The 15,318-nt window shown below is 67.0% G+C and carries 12 protein-coding genes; 7 read left to right on the top strand and 5 right to left on the bottom strand.

Translation table 11 applies throughout. The annotated features are described in order from the left end of the window. Window positions 1-83: 83 nt before the first annotated feature. Window positions 84-524: a hypothetical protein gene (locus tag ACFC0O_RS23160; protein WP_375961095.1), complete on the top strand. Its 441-nt coding sequence runs from the start codon at window positions 84-86 to the stop codon at window positions 522-524. Window positions 525-528: 4 nt separating this feature from the next. Then, window positions 529-1,740 carry an ADP-ribosylglycohydrolase family protein gene (locus ACFC0O_RS23155; protein WP_375961093.1) on the top strand — a complete coding sequence of 404 codons (1,212 nt, stop codon included), beginning with the start codon at window positions 529-531 and terminating at the stop codon, window positions 1,738-1,740. A 77-nt stretch (window positions 1,741-1,817) separates the two neighbouring features. Here ACFC0O_RS23155 and ACFC0O_RS23150 read toward each other — a convergent pair whose 3' ends face one another. Continuing rightward, window positions 1,818-3,140 (bottom strand): acetyl-CoA C-acetyltransferase, encoded by a 1,323-nt coding sequence (locus ACFC0O_RS23150; RefSeq protein ID WP_364636394.1) that lies wholly within the window; start codon window positions 3,138-3,140, stop codon window positions 1,818-1,820. Between the two features lie 123 nt (window positions 3,141-3,263). Between ACFC0O_RS23150 and ACFC0O_RS23145 the strand changes: the two genes are divergently transcribed. Both ACFC0O_RS23145 and ACFC0O_RS23140 read left to right on the top strand, forming a co-directional pair. Next, window positions 3,264-4,670 (top strand): 3-oxoacyl-ACP reductase, encoded by a 1,407-nt coding sequence (locus ACFC0O_RS23145; protein WP_364636392.1) that lies wholly within the window; start codon window positions 3,264-3,266, stop codon window positions 4,668-4,670. Further along, window positions 4,670-5,536, top strand: coding sequence for a MaoC family dehydratase (locus tag ACFC0O_RS23140; protein ID WP_375961090.1), 867 nt, complete (start codon window positions 4,670-4,672; stop codon window positions 5,534-5,536). Before ACFC0O_RS23145 ends, ACFC0O_RS23140 begins: the two co-directional genes overlap by 1 nt. A 289-nt stretch (window positions 5,537-5,825) precedes the next feature. On the opposite strand, the gene ACFC0O_RS23135 is transcribed toward ACFC0O_RS23140, so the two are convergent. From ACFC0O_RS23135 to ACFC0O_RS23125, 3 genes are all read right to left on the bottom strand, one after another. Then, window positions 5,826-6,995, bottom strand: a complete 1,170-nt coding sequence (locus ACFC0O_RS23135; RefSeq protein WP_375961088.1) for a DUF5685 family protein — start codon at window positions 6,993-6,995, stop codon at window positions 5,826-5,828. Between the two features lie 158 nt (window positions 6,996-7,153). Next, on the bottom strand, window positions 7,154-7,762 hold the full coding sequence (locus ACFC0O_RS23130) for a TetR/AcrR family transcriptional regulator (protein WP_364636386.1): 609 nt from the start codon (window positions 7,760-7,762) through the stop codon (window positions 7,154-7,156). An 87-nt stretch (window positions 7,763-7,849) separates the two neighbouring features. Next, window positions 7,850-9,013 carry a glycoside hydrolase family 3 N-terminal domain-containing protein gene (locus tag ACFC0O_RS23125; protein WP_364636384.1) on the bottom strand — a complete coding sequence of 388 codons (1,164 nt, stop codon included), beginning with the start codon at window positions 9,011-9,013 and terminating at the stop codon, window positions 7,850-7,852. Window positions 9,014-9,356: 343 nt separating this feature from the next. Here ACFC0O_RS23125 and ACFC0O_RS23120 point away from each other — a divergent pair, with 343 nt between their 5' ends. Beyond that, entirely contained in the window at window positions 9,357-10,646 is a 1,290-nt protein-coding gene (locus tag ACFC0O_RS23120) for a hypothetical protein (RefSeq protein WP_375961086.1), read from the top strand. Between the two features lie 2 nt (window positions 10,647-10,648). Continuing rightward, window positions 10,649-12,010, top strand: a complete 1,362-nt coding sequence (locus ACFC0O_RS23115; RefSeq protein WP_375961084.1) for a lipase family protein — start codon at window positions 10,649-10,651, stop codon at window positions 12,008-12,010. 126 nt (window positions 12,011-12,136) lie between these two features. On the opposite strand, the gene gnd is transcribed toward ACFC0O_RS23115, so the two are convergent. Further along, entirely contained in the window at window positions 12,137-13,165 is a 1,029-nt protein-coding gene (gene gnd / locus ACFC0O_RS23110) for a phosphogluconate dehydrogenase (NAD(+)-dependent, decarboxylating) (RefSeq protein WP_364636378.1), read from the bottom strand. 340 nt (window positions 13,166-13,505) lie between these two features. Here gnd and ACFC0O_RS23105 point away from each other — a divergent pair, with 340 nt between their 5' ends. Next, window positions 13,506-15,254 carry a VanW family protein gene (locus tag ACFC0O_RS23105; RefSeq protein WP_375961081.1) on the top strand — a complete coding sequence of 583 codons (1,749 nt, stop codon included), beginning with the start codon at window positions 13,506-13,508 and terminating at the stop codon, window positions 15,252-15,254. The last annotated feature ends 64 nt before the right edge of the window (window positions 15,255-15,318 follow it).

Genomic DNA, 15,318 nt, shown 5'->3' with positions numbered 1-15,318 from the left:
ACCGACGTGTCGGCACCTGCCATACCGCCGACTCGACATCGCCGTCGTTGGAGCTGAGCCCGGACGAGGGGTGGATTGTGCGGTTGGACGAGCTGACTACCCCGCAGGAATGGGCGAGCGTGTATCGCTCCCTGTTCGGTTTGCCGCATGTGCATGTCACCACCCCCGGCTTCGTGGTGCTACCCCTGGTGGACACCATCGCGGCCTTGAACACCCCGGAACCGTTGGGCGCCTTGATACTCGGCGAATTGACGGTGCGCGGCGTGCCCGGCCCGGTGCTGGTGCGCGATCGGCCGCCGCGCCGCACCTTCCTGGCGGTGTTCGACGGGTATCCTTCAGACGAATGGCTCGAACGCTTGGAGCGCAACAGCGTGGACATCGGCCCGCATCGCAGTAATGTCATCCTGCCCACCGGATTCGGCAGGCACACCCATGAGGGCAGGTGGTGGGCGCGCGCACCCCAGCGCGATGAATCGCTACCCCTGTTATCGGAGCTACTCGACGCCACCATCGCGGTGCTGTGATCCGGTGTCCTCGATCGAAGCGGCCGTATTCGGCCATCATGAGGCAGATCCCCGCGCACTGCTCTACTACGAATGGTGCCAGCGTCTCGAATCCGGTTACGCGGTAGCCGATTTCGCCGAAGATGTGAACGAGCTGTCGCGGGCCGACCGGCCGATGGACGCGGCCTGCTGGCGACTGCTCGATCGCATCGAATCGGCGGCGCGGTCGCCGGACTGGCGGTACTTCGAATGGAGCGCCACCGGCGGTGATCCGAACAACCTTGGTGCGGCCCGTGATTCGCCCGGATATCGCACGCCGGTGGATTACTCCCGGACCGAGCTGTTCGACCGCATCCATGGCGGCTGGCTGGGCAGATGCGCGGGGTGCGCGCTGTCCGGTCCGCGGGTCACGGCCGTAATCGGTTGCGCGCGTGACGAAAACCTTGACTACACGATTCTCGGCCTGCATCTGCTCGAGCAGTACGGCGCCGAATTCATCGCCGACGACGTCTCGGCGCTGTGGCTGGAACGACTGCCGTTCCTGCGCACCACCACTGCCGAGCGGGTGGCGTACCGCAATCTCATCGACGGTTTCCTGCCCCCGGATACGGCCAGCTACCGAAATCCCTACCGGGAGTGGCGGGGTGCGCTGGTGCGTGCGGACATCTACGGCTACACCAATCCCGGTGATCCGGTCCGCGCCGCGGAACTGGCCGCCCGGGATGCCTCGGTCTCGCACACCGGCAATGGATTATGGGCGGCGAGATGGGCCGCGGCGCTGATAGCGGCGGCATTCACGGCCGCGCGTCCGGGCGAGGCGCTGGATCGGGCGCAGCGTGTCATCCCGGCGAATTCCCGTTTGGCGGTGGCGCTCTCGGAGGTCATCGACGATCATGCGAACTACCTGGATTTCGACCGGGCGCGCCTCGCGATCCATGAACGCCACGCGCATTACAACCGCCTGCATTCGATCGGCAACGCCTGTCTCATCGCCGCCGGATTGCTCTGGGGCGACGGCGATTTCACCGAAACCGTGCGCCTGACCGCGGGTGCGGGCTGGGATTCGCGATCGAACTGCGCGACGGCGGGTTCGGTGGCGGGCATCTGCACAGGCGCGTCCCGCATCCCCGCCCACTGGACCGATTCCCTGGGCGACACCCTGCACAGCGCCGTCACCGGCTACCCCACCCTGCGCATCTCCGATCTCGCGACCAGAACCCACCGGCTGCTGCCCTGAAAGACCGGAGCGGGGCCCGGTTCCCTCGGAACCGGGCCCCGCCCTTGGTATTTCGCTTCCGCGCGAGCGGAGTGTTCCTAGCGCTCCACGATGGCGACGACGCCCTGGCCGCCCGCGGCACAGATGGAGACGAGCGCGCGCCCGCCACCGTTCTCGGCCAGCATCTTCGCGGTGGAGGCGATGATGCGACCACCGGTGGCGGCGAACGGGTGGCCCGCGGCGAGCGAGGAGCCGTTCACGTTCAGCTTGCTGCGGTCGATGGAACCAAGCGCGCCGTCCAGGCCCAGGCGCTCCTTGCAGTACTGATCCGACTCCCAGCCCTGCAGGGTGGCGAGCACCACGGAGGCGAACGCCTCGTGGATCTCGTAGTAGTCGAAGTCCTGCAGCGTCAGGCCGTTTCGGGCGAGCAGGCGCGGCACCGCGTAGGTGGGAGCCATGAGCAGGCCGTCCGGGCCGTGGATGTAATCGACGGCGGCGACCTCGGAGTCGACCAGGTAGGCCAGCGGCGACAAGTTGCGCGCGGCGGCCCACTCGTCGGTGGACAGCAGCACGGTGGACGCGCCGTCGGTGAGCGGGGTGGAGTTGCCCGCGGTCATGGTGGCGTCGCCCAGCTTCACGCCGAAGACCGGCTTCAGGGTGGACAGCTTCTCGATGGTCGAGCCGGGACGCAGGTTGTCGTCGCGGGTCAGCCCGAGGAACGGGGTGATCAGGTCGTCGAAGAAACCGCGGTCGTAGGCGGCCGCCATGTTCTTGTGCGACAGGTAGGCCAGCTCGTCCTGGGCCTCGCGGGCGACGCCGAATTCCTTGGCGGTGATGGCGGCGTGCTCACCCATCGAGAGTCCGGTGCGCGGTTCGGCATTGCGCGGGATCTCGATGCCGACCATGGACGGGCGCAGGCGGCCGACCAGCTTGGCGTAGTCCTTGTTGTTCTTGGCGCGGTTGGCGTCGAGCATCCACTCGCGCATCGACTCGCTGACGCCGATGGGCGCGTCGGACGTGGTGTCCGTACCGCCGCCGACGCCGGCTTCGAAGCGGCCCAGCGCGATTCCGTCGGCCACGGTCTGAATGGCCTGCAGGCCGGTGCCGCAGGCGAGCTGCAGATCGTGGGCCGGGGTGTACGGGGACAGGGTGGAGCCGAGCACGCTCTCGCGGATCATGCCGTGCTCGCCGACGCGCTTGAGCACCGCGCCGCCGACGACCATGCCGAGGCGCTCGCCCTGCAGCCCGAAGCGGCTGACCAGACCGTTCAGCGCGGCGGTGAACATGTCCTGGTTGGAGGCGTGCGCGTACTTGCCGTCGGAACGGGCGAACGGAATCCGGTTGCCGCCGAGGATCGCGACAGGCTTGGCCTGCTTGGCGGTCTTGGCCGCGGGCTTCGCCGAACGGGCTTTGGTGGTCACTCGAGTCTCCAGTGTCTCGTCGGGTGGATTTCCGTACTCGCACGGTCCCGCGGGACCGGCATTGGTCGGTTTACATTAAACTTACTCTGGAGTAAGTTCATTTGTCGACACCGTACCCCGCGAATGTGCCCAAGACCGCCCGCGGGGCCTAGACAAGAGAAGGTAGGAACAGTGGCAGCCAGCAAGAGCAAGGGCGCTCCCAACCTGTACGGATCTTTCATCCACTCTGCTCCGGGCGCGTTCCTGGCGAGCAAGCTGGGTCTGCCGCAGCCGGAGAACCTGCGCCGCTACGTCGCAGGTCAGCCCGCGCTCCCGGGTCCGGTGCTGCTCGGCGGTAAGGGCCGGGTCGCCGATGCCGCCCGTAACCTGCTGTCCGACTACAGCTTTGTGGATTCGGTCACCCCGGGCACCAAGCTCGGTGCGCTGGTCTTCGACGCCACCGGCATCCGCACCATCGAAGAGCTGCAGCAGCTGTTCGAGTTCTTCCAGCCCGCCATGCGCAGCCTCGCCGCGTCCGGCCGCATCCTGGTCGTGGGCACCACCCCCGAGCTGACCGCGTCCGTCGACGAGCAGATCGCCCAGCGCGCGCTCGAGGGCTTCAGCCGCTCGGTCGCCAAGGAACTGCTGCGCGGTTCCACCGGCAACCTGGTGTACCTGCACCCGGAGGCCGCCGCGACCGCCACCGGCCTGGAATCGACTCTCCGCTTCATCCTTTCGGGCAAGTCGGCCTTCGTCGACGGCCAGGTCTTCCGCGTCGGCAAGGACGACTCCACCGCCCCGGCCAGCTGGGACAAGCCGCTCGCGGGCAAGGTCGCCGTGGTCACCGGTGCGGCTCGCGGTATCGGCGCGACCATCGCGGAGGTGTTCGCTCGCGACGGCGCCACCGTGATCGTCGCCGATATCCCGGCCGCCGGTGAAGCCCTGTCCGAGACCGCCAACAAGGTCGGCGCGACCGCGCTGGCCCTGGACGTCACCGCCGCCGACGCCGCCGAGAAGCTGGCCGCGTTCGCGACCGAGCGTTTCGGTGGCATCGACATCGTCGTGCACAACGCCGGCATCACCCGCGACAAGCTGCTCGCGAACATGGACGAGGGCCGCTGGAACTCGGTCATCAACGTGAACCTGGCTGCCCCGCACCGCATTACCGAGGGCCTGGTCGCCGCGGGCGCGCTCAAGTCCGGTGGCCGCGTCATCGACGTGTCCTCCATCGCCGGTATCGCGGGCAACCGCGGCCAGACCAACTACGGCGCGTCCAAGGCCGGTGTCATCGGCATGGTCAACGCCGAAGCCCCGAAGCTGGCCGAGAAGGGCATCACCATCAACGCCGTCGCGCCGGGCTTCATCGAGACCGCCATGACGGCGGCCATCCCGCTGACCACCCGTGAGGCCGGTCGCCTGATGAGCTCGCTGCTGCAGGGCGGTCAGACCATCGACGTCGCCGAGACCATCGCCTACTTCGCCTCCCCGGCGTCGAACGCGGTGTCCGGCAACATCGTTCGCGTCTGCGGCCAGAGCCTGATCGGAGCATGATGAGCCAGACCATCAAGCTCGGCGAGGTGCCGAAGAACTCCGGCCTGTTCGTCAAGGCCGCGCTCGGCGCGCTGCCGGTGCCCGGACTGTCGAACCGCCCGTCCAAGCTGCCGGACCGCACCGTGCGGCTGGAGGGCTTCAAGGTCGATCCGGATCACCTGGCCGCCTACTGCCGCGCGACCGGACTGCGGTTCAGCGACGCCCTGCCGCTGACCTACCCGTTCGTGCTCAGCTTCCCGCTCGCCATGCAGCTGGTTGTCGCCCGCGACTTCCCGTTCGTGGCGGTCGGCGCGGTGCACGCGGAGAACGTGATCGAGCGGACCCGGGAGATCTCGGTCTCCGAACCGCTGGATTTCGACACCCATATCGAGAACCTGCGCGAGCACCCCAAGGGTCTGCTCGTGGACGCCATCACCGAGGTGAGCGTGGGCCGGGAACTGGTGTGGCGTCAGGTCACCACGTTCCTGCACCAGCAGCGCACCTCGCTGTCCGGCGGGCCCAAGCCCGAGCCCAAGCCGGATGAGGTTCCGCCGCCGCCGCTGCGCACGCTGCGGGTGGATCAGCAGACCATCAGCCGGTACGCCAACGCGTCCGGTGACCACAACCCGATTCACACCTCGGCGTTGGGCGCCAAGGCTTTCGGGTTCCCGAAGCCGATCGCGCACGGTATGTGGTCCGCGGCCAACATCCTGTCCAACCTCGAGGGTCGCGTTCCCGAAAAGGCCACGTACGCGGTCAAATTCGGTAAGCCGATCCTGTTGCCGTCGACGATCAACGTCTACGCCGACAAGGTCGAGGGCGGCTGGGATCTCGCCCTGAAGAACCCGAAGAAGGGTTACCCCCACCTGACCGCCACCATTCGCTGAGTCGGTTCGGCCACGGTCTCGGCTGAGACCGTGGCGCACCGAAGCCAGCAATGTCGCACCGAGTGTGGCAAATTGGTGACAGTTCATCCGAAGACCCGGGGTCACGCCGATTCGGTGGTTTCCGAACCACCACGGGGTCCGGCCATCACAGGTATGGTCGGGCCGCCGACAGCGTCGGCCCCGCAGGGGCGGGGCGAGAGCCGCGCACCGATTCAACACCGTATGTCGCCACGCAGGGGTTTCGACATCCGGAGGGGGAATCGGTGTGCGGCTTTTACGTTTTCGGCGCTCAGCAGTTGCAATCGCAGCCGCAGCAGTCGCAATCGCAGCAGTCGCAGCCGCTGCAGCAATCGCCGCAGTCACAACAGTCGCTGCAATCGCAGCACCCCCGATTGAACCAGGAGTCCTTGCGTTCGCCGCTGCACGGGCTGGTGTGCTCGGCGCAGCAGGCGTATCCGGTGCAGTACTGGGACAACCCGATTCCGATGCCCTCCCAGAATCCGGGCCTGCGGAAGGGCGTGCGCGGCGGCTCGGTGCCGAACACCGCGTACGGACCGTTCGCGACGGCGGTCACCAGGAATTCCGAACCGGCTGCGGGAACCAAGGATTCGGTGCTCCGATGAGTGCCGCAGGCGTGCGTGGCGCAGGCGTGCACGGTTCCGGCGGCCCGGCCCAGCTTGCGGACGACGCCGTGCAGCGGGTCCAGCAGCATCCAGCGGATGGACGTGGTGCGATCCAGGCCGACCGTGACCAGGGCGGCCTTCAGCAGCGAATTCGATTCGCGCAGTAGGGCGTGCGCATCGGCGGTGCTGGTGCCGGTCGCGGTCAGGGGATTGAAGCGGCCTGCCGCGCGGTCCTCGTCGATATCCTCGATGGCGTCCGCGAGGTGGGCGATGCGGCCGAAATGCCAGCCCACTTCCCGTAGCGCATCGGCGTTCTCGGGACGTCCGGCCAGAATCGCGGTGTGCGCGAACAACTCCGCCGCGCACAGCTGGGTGGGCGCGGTCAGTTCCGCGAGCGATGCTCCGGATTCCTCCAGCGCCACTTGCGATTCGATCGCGGTGATGAGCGGGTCGATATCCAGGCCGATGGGCGCGGCGGCCGCGCGCGCCCGGTTGTGCCAGCGATCGGCGACGTGCGCCATCGGCCGCTTGCTCAGGCGGCGGGTGTCACCGTCGTCGATGTGATCGCGAATCTTGGCCGCGCCCAACAGCAGTGAGGCGGTGGCGGCCAGCTGTACACCGGGGGAGTCCGCGGGTGCGACGCTGGCCTTGCGCATACCGCGCAGCGGGCAGGGCCCGGCCTCGGTGCGCTCGAGTGTCAGCGTCTGCTGCGCCTCGGTGAGTACGCCGAGCACGATGGCGTCGGTATTGGTGGCGGCCCGTGCGAGCTGCCCGTGCCCGTCCCGCAGCCCCAGGCAGAGCCCGCACATCTGGGTTTGCCATGCGGTCGCTTCCATACCGTATCGGGCGGCACTGTGCGCGCACGGCTTGAGCATTCCGAACAATGCGAGTCCCCGTTTCCCGGGCCGGTGCGCACCGGCCGTCCAACAACACAATCCGAGCGACTGTGGCAGGCGTTAACGGGACTGGCAAGCGCTGCGGGAAATTCGTCCCGTCAGGCGGGTTCGGCTTCCTTCTTCTTACCGGACAGACCGCGCCAGGCGAGGTTGTCGAGCAGGTCCACGGCCTCGGCCATATCGACGGTGCCGCTGGCGACCCGGTCGGCGATGGCCTCGCCCGCGCCGATCACCGCGACCGACACCACTTCGAAATTGGTGCCGGGCTCGGCGTACTTGGCGCTGGATTCGAGCAGTTTCGCGGTCAGCTCGATGACCCGGTCCCGGCTGTTGGAGATCTCCGAGGCGAAGGGTTGCTGGCCGAGTGCCTGTCTATAGAGCACCTGCCAGGACAGCCGGTTGTGATCGACGTAGGACAGGAATGCCTCCAGGCCCGCCCGCAGCTGTTCGTGCGGGGTGAGCTTGGGGTTGCCCGCCACCGCGACGGCTTCGATGAACCGCATGCTCTCGCGGTGGATGCAGGCGCGGAACAGTTCGTCCTTGGAGCCGTAGTACAGGTAGAGCATGGGCTTGGAGATTTTCGCCTCGGCGGCGATGGCGTCCATGGAGGTGTCGTGATAACCCTTGCGCGAGAAGACCTCCACCGCGGCGTCGAGCATCTGCTGCTCGCGCACCGCGCGGGGAAGTCGTTTCGTTCCGCCTGCCATCCACATCTCCTAGGACATATCGAAGCCCCTATCTTACTCCAAGGTAAGTTCCGCGAGTGCGAATTGCCGGTGATTCGCCATCGGGCGTCAGCAGTGTGGAGCGGTGCCCTTGTACTTTGCCATCCGGAGTACCGAGGCATCCACCTGGCTTCCCGGTAGGCGGCCACTCTGCACGGCCTGCACCAGGCGGTCCAGCACCTGCGGAACGGCGTCCGTGGTGATCCACAGCGCATTGTCGGCACCCGCGACCAGGGCGGCCTCCACCGCGTCCTCGATGCTCATGCGCGCGGTGATGGCGGCCATACCGCCCAGATCGTCGGTGAAGATCACGCCGTCGAACGGGGCAGCGCCATAGCCGGTGCCCTGGCGCAGCAAATCCATGGCTTCCTTGCTGATGCTGGCGGGCTTACCCGGCTCGGTCAGTCCGGGCACATCGAGGTGCCCGACCATGACGGCCGAACCGGAGTCGATGAGCTTGCGATACGGGACCAGATCCGAGGTCTGCAATTGCGCCAGCGGCGGGGTCTTCACCGCACCGGTGTGCGAATCGCCCGAGCCCGAACCGTGGCCCGGGAAATGCTTCATGACGGTGCCGAGCCCGGCGTCGTGCGCGGCGCGGATGTACGCATCGGCGTACTGCGCCACCACATTCGGATCATCGGAGAAGGAGCGGTCGCCGATCACCGAATCGTCGGGCTGGCTGCTCACATCCACATCGGGCGCGAAATCGACGGTGACGCCGAGCGCCTTCAGCTTCTTGGATCGATCCAGGGTGAAGGTGTAGAACTCGTCGGCGCTCATCTGGCCGACGGTGGCGCGGGCGGACGGTGCGACGCCGATCAGGTCCTTGGCCCGCGAAACCCGGCCGCCCTCCTCATCGATGGTGACCATGAGCGGGGTGCGGGAGGCGGCCTGCACCTTGTCGATCTGATGCTGGGCCAGCATCGCCTTATCGGTCCAGCTGCCGACGAAGATGCCGCCGATCTGCTCGGTCTTCACCACGTTCTCGGCATCGGCCTCGCCGGTCACGCCGACGGTGAGCAATTGCGCCAGCTTCTGCCGCAGCGTGAAATTCGCCAAATACCCCGCCGCGCAGTCCTGTTGCGGTGCGGAGCTGGTCGGCGGCGGGGTGGATTCGCTGGATCCCGTTGTGGTGGTGGTCGATTGGGCCGACTGATCGGACCCGCTGCCGGAGCAGCCGGCCAATACGAGGGCGGTGAGTGCGATCACGATCCCAGGAGCGTTGCGCATGGCATCCGACGGTAGCCGCCGCCGGGGTTCGCGCCTATTCGGACACCGGTGTTTCGGTCCGGTTTGTGTGGGCAACCCTATGGGGCTGATTTTGGCAAACCTGTGGCGATCGACACATATGGCGATTAAGTGATTCGGACATCCGTCCAGTAGCATCCTGTTCGCGCGCTGGATAGCCCTATCTAGCTGCATAAATACGCACGTCTGCGGATTGTTGCGGGGGAATCGAGCCGAATCTGGCGGATGTGCGCCAAGGGGAAGTTGTCTCAGATCGGCCACTGGCAGTGTTGTGGCAAACCTGCCGGGCCGGTTCTATGGGACGAACCTGATGGAGGACTGACATATGCGAATCGGCGCAATGCTGCGCACGGCCGCGCTGGGAGTCGCCGCCGCGGTGGGAGTGGGAATGGCCGCCGCGGCACCGGCCTCGGCGAGTGAAGTTGACCGCTATCTCGATCTGCCGCTGGTCAACCGGGACGCGGCTGCCGGTCCCGGCGGTGTCCACCCGGACCTGCCCTACGACCGCACCGAACTCGGCACCTTGCTCGAACAGGCTCGCGCACAGAATGTTCCGCCCCAGCGCTACGCCGCCCTGCTCTACCAGTACTGGCTCGTCGACGCGACCGGCAAGGCGGGCATCGACCTGCGCGCCTGGAATCCGCGCGACGGGGTGCGCGCCAATCGCGACAATCTCATCAGGTCCTACCGCTACTACGAGGATCTGCAACTGGGGCACCGCGAACTCCAGTGGGCCGGAATGGGCGGCCAGGTCGGCGCCGACTTCGGCGGCGGGCTCATCGATTTCGAGCTGATGGGCTCGGATCTCTATGGGCTGCCGGGGATTTCCGAATCGGCCGGTGCGGTGCTCGACGCCGTGCAGCGGGCCGCGGGACCGCAGGCCGTGCAGCGACTGCCCGCCGGGCTGCGCGCGCTCGCGTCGGCCGCCCCGCGCATCACCCCCGAGGATGTCGACCACGTCATCGCGGGAATCCTGGTGATGCAGAAGAACATCTTCTCCGACCTCATGCCCATGCACGACGCGTACGTCACGGGCGGACTGCCCGCGCTCGCGGAATTCCAGGCCGCCGGACTCTTCGGCGATGACATCATGGCCGCGTGGCGCGATGTCGCCTCCGGGAACGGCGAACGCGTCGCCACCGGCAATCGCGCCCTGCTGCGCCGGGAACAGCAGTGGGCCATCGCCCGGCAGTGGGACGAAGTGCGTTCGTACAAGGGCGATGTCGGCGAGGCCATCACCTACCTCAGCGGTGCGGCGGGTTCCCCGTCGGTCGCGGGCGTGGTGCCGCCCCGTCAGTTCCACCCCATCCGGATCCCGTTCACCGCGGCCGATGGCACCCCCTCGCTGCTGACTCTGCCGCTGCCGGAATGGAATTGGTCGGTGCTGGATTCGCGCTGGGAGTACATCACCGAGGAACTGCTGCCCAAGTACCGCGATCAGGTCGAGAACAACTGGCCCGCCCTGGAGGCCACCATGCGCACGCCCTACGAGGTGCAGATGGAATCGAAGCGCCCGCTGCTGAACATTCCGCAGTTGCTCGATTCGGCTGTGCGGCAACTGCAGGTGACACCGGCGAACCCGGTCACCACCGGCGCGGAAATGGCGGTGCGATAACCATGCGACGCACACTTCCCGCCGTGCTGTTCGCCGCGGCCGTCCTGCTGTCGGGCACCGCCGTGGCGACCGCCGAACCGGCGAGCCCCGTGACCCCGGTGAATCCCGTGACCCCGGTGAATCCGGTGCCCGGAATCGACCGGGTCTTCAACGGATTCGTCATCGGCACGCTGAACACCGCCGAAAACGCTTCTCCGGAGGAGAAATTCGAGGCACTGCTCGCGAATGACCCCTTCTATCAGGAGCCTCCGCTCACCGGTGCCGAAAAGCCCGGTGACATCCTGAAATCCAAGCCCGTCGACGTGATGTTCCTGGGCGTCAAGCCGACGACGGTCGACGCGCACAAACTGATGTACGTCACGACCGCGCCGGACGGCGTCACCCCGGTCATCAGCACCGGCATCCTGATGATCCCCAAGGACGGCAAGCCCGCCGCCGAACGCCGCCTCATCTCCTATCAGGAGGCGAACGACAGCGTCGGCTGGTCGTGCCATCCGAGCACGCAGTGGACCGGCGGCGCGCCCCTGGACGGTTCGTCGTGGTCGGCCTTGGGCCCGCTGGCGCTCATGTTCGACAAGGGCTACGCGGTGATGATCTCCGACGTCGGCAATGACGCGGACCGCGATCCGCACGGCGTCTTCGTCGGCACCTACTCCGGGCACGCCCAATTGGACGGCGCACGTGCGGCATTGCGGCTTCCGGCGTCGGGGTTGAGCAATGACACCCAGATCGCCCTGTTCGGTATCGCGGGCGGCGGTGTGGGAGCGGCCTTCTCGGCGGAAATGGCGCCGGCGTACGCGCCGGAGCTGGACATCAAGTCCACGCTGCTGGAGGGCATGGTCGTCGATCCCGCCAATTTCATGCGCGTCACCAGCGGTTCGATCGGTTCGGGCTTCGCGCTCGCGACGCTGCTCGGCCTGGAGCCCTGGTATCCGGAGATGCGGGTGAACGAAAAGCTCAACCCCGCCGGGCAGGCGCTGGCGAGCTTCTATCGCACGCAGTGCCAGGTGCCCGCCTATTTCGGGTTGCCGTTCGTGCCGATGGAGGCGCTGTTCACCTCGGGCCGCAATCCGGCCGACGAGCCGGATTTCCAGCGCGCGTTCGCGAACAATGTGCTGGGGCGCAATGGAACTCCGACGTCGAAGATCATGATCTCCTCGTGCGCCAAGGATGATTCGCCGATGTCGCTGGTGCCCGCGGCGGACGCCAGGAATCTCGCCGAGACCTATCGCGGTCAGGGCGCGGACGTCACCTACGCCCCGACCGATTGCAGCATGGAACGCTTCATCACCGATATGTACGGCTGGGGCGTCGACCTGTTCGGCATGCAGACCATCGACTGGATCGACGGCAACTTCGAATGACACCCCTATCGAAAGGAGCCGCCCGATGATGGCCATCGTGGACGGTGTGGTTTACCTGCTCACCTTCGGACCGCTGGCGGTCGCGAAGATGCTGGCGCAGGCACTGGGTCTCTGATCTCCGGCTCGCTAGGTCTTCGGTAGTTCGTGATGACCGCCGAAGGCCTGGCGCATGGCCGACAGCACCTTGTCGGCGTACAGCGATTCACCGCGTGAGGAGAAGCGCTGGAACAGCGCCGCGGACAGCACCGGCGCGGGCACGCCCTCGTCGATGGCGGCGTCCAGCGTCCAGCGGCCCTCACCGGAGTCGGAGACATTGCCGCCGAAGGAATCCAGGTTCGGATCGGCGTAGAGCGCCGCGGCGGTGAGATCGAGCAGCCAGGAGGCGACCACCGAACCGCGCCGCCACACCTCGGTGACCTCGGGGATATCGATGTCGTATCGGTAGAACTCGGGATTCTCCAGCGGTGTGACCTCGGCCGAATGCTCGGTGTCCTGCTCGTTGCCGACATTGGCCCGGTGCAGGATGTTCATGCCCTCGGAATACGCTGCCATCGCGCCGTATTCGATGCCGTTGTGCACCATCTTCACGAAATGTCCCGCACCGGCGGGGCCGCAGTGCAGATAGCCCTCTTCCGAGGTGGCGGGGGTGCCGGTGCGCCCGGGGGTGCGCGGGGCCGTATCCACGCCCGGGGCAATGGATTTGAGCAGCGGTTCGACATGGGCCACCGTCTCGGCCTCACCGCCGATCATCAGGCAGAAGCCGCGCTCCAAACCGAATACGCCACCCGAGGTTCCGATATCGAGATAGTGAATACCCTTGGGCTGGAGCGCCTTCGCGCGTTTGATGTCCTCGTGGTAGCGGCTGTTGCCGCCGTCGATGATGATGTCACCGGGTTCCAGCAGTTCGGCGACCTGATCGATCACCGCGCCGGTCGCGCCCGCCGGAATCATCACCCACACCACCCGGGGCGTCTCCAGCATGGCGACGAACTTGCTCAGTTCGGTACTGCCGGAGAAGCTGTCGCCGAGTTCGGCGCCGAGTTCGTCGATATGCGAGCTCTTGCGTTCGAAGCCGACGGCGGTGTGCCCGTCCCGGACGATGCGCCGCACGATATTGGCGCCCATCCGGCCCAGGCCGATCATTCCGAGCTGCATGTCATCTCCTCGAGTCGTCCCGAACCACGGGCGGCCCCGGGTTCTACTGACTGTTCCGGTGCGATCGTCTTGATTGTCCCAGTTCCGGTTGCCGGAAGTTTTTTCCGGTCTCATCGGGAAGGTGTGTAACGCCCTCGAACGGGTGTCGATAAAGGGGTGGCTCCGTGCTGTTGCCAGACCCCCGACCCGGCAACCGCACGGAGCCTCTCTTCGTTTCCGGTGCCGTATTGCACAGAAGTTGCTGCGAGCCTGGACAAACCCCCGTGTCGGAGCCGCCCACTATGGTGGGTGGCGGGCTCGCGTGCGCGAGTCCGGATTCAACCATTTGGGAGGATGGTTCGTGACCAGCGGAAGTCCCGGGCGGCATGCGCGTGCGCAACAGACCCCGGCCGAACCTTCGACACCCGTACGCCAGTTCCTGAACTCGCCGACGGCCCGCCGCGCCGGGATCGCGGCGGGTGTGCTGATGGCGGTCGGAGGCATCGCTTTCGCGGTGGATTGGACGCTCTCGTCCGGGCAGACGCCGCGTGGCGTGCAGGTAGCGGGCATCGATATCGGCGGGCTGCAGCGCGCACAGGCGCAGACCCGGCTGGAGCTGGAACTCGATAAGCGTGTCGCACAACCGCTCACGGTCGAGATCGGGGATGTGCGCACCGATCTGGTGCCGCGCACCGCGGGCCTGTCGGTGGACTGGGACGGCACCTGGGACCGCATCGGCGGTCAGCCGCTGAACCCGTTCACCCGGGTGTGGTCGGTGTTCACCACCCGGCGGGTGGAACCCGCGACCCTGGTCGACGACGCCGCCATGACCACACAGCTGGACGCGCTGCGCGCCAATGACCGCCAGCCCGTCGAGGGCGGCATCGTCTTCGACCAGGGCAAGCCGGTGCCGGTGCACCCGGTGCCCGGGCGGGTGCTCGATGTGGCCGCCGCGCGCGCCCAGCTCGTCGGCCACTGGGCCGACGGTTCGGTGCTGGATCTGCCCGCCGTCGAGAAGCAGGCCCGGGTCAGCTCCGCGGCGGTGGACAGGGCGCTGCGCGAGATCGCCCAGCCCGCGGTGCGCGTCCCGGTCACCTTCACCGGTAAGGGCGGCAATGCCGTGCTCGACCCCGCCCAGCTCGCGGGCGCGCTCGTCTTCCAGCCGAACGATCAAGGCGCACTGGAGCTCTCGTACAGCCGGGACGCGCTGATCGCGGCACTGGAACCACAGTTGAAGCCCACCGTGGTGGAACCCAAGGACGCCACCTGGACGCTGGCGGGCAGCCGCGCCACCCTGGTGCCCGCGGTGGTCGGCGATGCCGTCAACTGGGATAAGACCTTCGAAGGTCTTCCCGCCCTGCTGATTTCACCCGGCGATCACGCCAAGGCCGTCGTCTACGAACCGGTGCAGCCCAAGCTGACCACCGCCGACGCCGAGAAGTTCGGTGTGGTGCAGCCCGTCGGATCGTTCACCACGGGCGGTTTCAGCGGTCCGTCCGGCGTGAACATCCGCACGGTGGCGCGCAAGGTGGACGGTGCGGTGATCCGGCCCGGGGATGTGTTCTCGCTCAACGACTTCACCGGTACCCGCGGTGTGGCGGAGGGCTATGTCGAGTCCGGCATCATCGATCACGGCCGCCCGAGCACCGCGGTCGGCGGCGGTATCAGCCAGTTCGCCACCACGCTCTACAACGCGGCCTACTTCGCCGGTCTGGAAGACGTCGACCACACCGAGCACAGCTACTACATCTCCCGGTATCCGGCCGCCCGCGAGGCCACGGTCTTCGACGGCGCGATCGATCTGAAGTTCCGCAACAACACCCCGTACGGCATCTACATCGAGACCATCGGCGGTGACTCGGAGCTGACGGTGCGCCTGTGGAGTACCAAAACCGTTGAGGTGGAGTCGATCACCGGTGACCGCGTGAAGCCGACCGAGCCGAATACGGTGACGCTCCCCAAGGGCAAGAACTGCATCGCCTCGGAGGGCGCACCGGGTTTCACCACGTCGGATACCCGAATCATTCGAGATGCCAAGTCCGGCAAGGAAACCTACCGCCACACCCGCACCGTCAAATACGACCCCATCCCGATCGTGAAGTGCGAGTGAGCTGAGATCCCTTCGCACACAGGTTATCCACCGCCTGTGGATAACCCTTGGGATGACTTGGGAT

The sequence above is a fragment of the Nocardia sp. NPDC056100 genome (genome assembly GCF_042266325.1).
Taxonomy (GTDB): domain Bacteria; phylum Actinomycetota; class Actinomycetes; order Mycobacteriales; family Mycobacteriaceae; genus Nocardia.
Note: the sequence above shows the minus strand (reverse complement) of the source record. Positions and strands in the feature narration are given on the sequence as shown.

What these genes read in the sequence shown, in the direction of transcription:
- ACFC0O_RS23115 (WP_375961084.1), top strand. Translation starts at nt 10,649, where the DNA reads ATGCGACGCACACTTCCCGCCGTGCTGTTCGCCGCGGCCGTCCTGCTG.
- ACFC0O_RS23125 (WP_364636384.1), bottom strand. Translation starts at nt 9,013, where the DNA reads ATGCGCAACGCTCCTGGGATCGTGATCGCACTCACCGCCCTCGTATTG.
- ACFC0O_RS23120 (WP_375961086.1), top strand. Translation starts at nt 9,357, where the DNA reads ATGCGAATCGGCGCAATGCTGCGCACGGCCGCGCTGGGAGTCGCCGCC.
- ACFC0O_RS23140 (WP_375961090.1), top strand. Translation starts at nt 4,670, where the DNA reads ATGAGCCAGACCATCAAGCTCGGCGAGGTGCCGAAGAACTCCGGCCTG.
- gnd (WP_364636378.1), bottom strand. Translation starts at nt 13,165, where the DNA reads ATGCAGCTCGGAATGATCGGCCTGGGCCGGATGGGCGCCAATATCGTG.
- ACFC0O_RS23130 (WP_364636386.1), bottom strand. Translation starts at nt 7,762, where the DNA reads ATGGCAGGCGGAACGAAACGACTTCCCCGCGCGGTGCGCGAGCAGCAG.
- ACFC0O_RS23145 (WP_364636392.1), top strand. Translation starts at nt 3,264, where the DNA reads ATGTGCCCAAGACCGCCCGCGGGGCCTAGACAAGAGAAGGTAGGAACA.
- ACFC0O_RS23135 (WP_375961088.1), bottom strand. Translation starts at nt 6,995, where the DNA reads ATGGAAGCGACCGCATGGCAAACCCAGATGTGCGGGCTCTGCCTGGGG.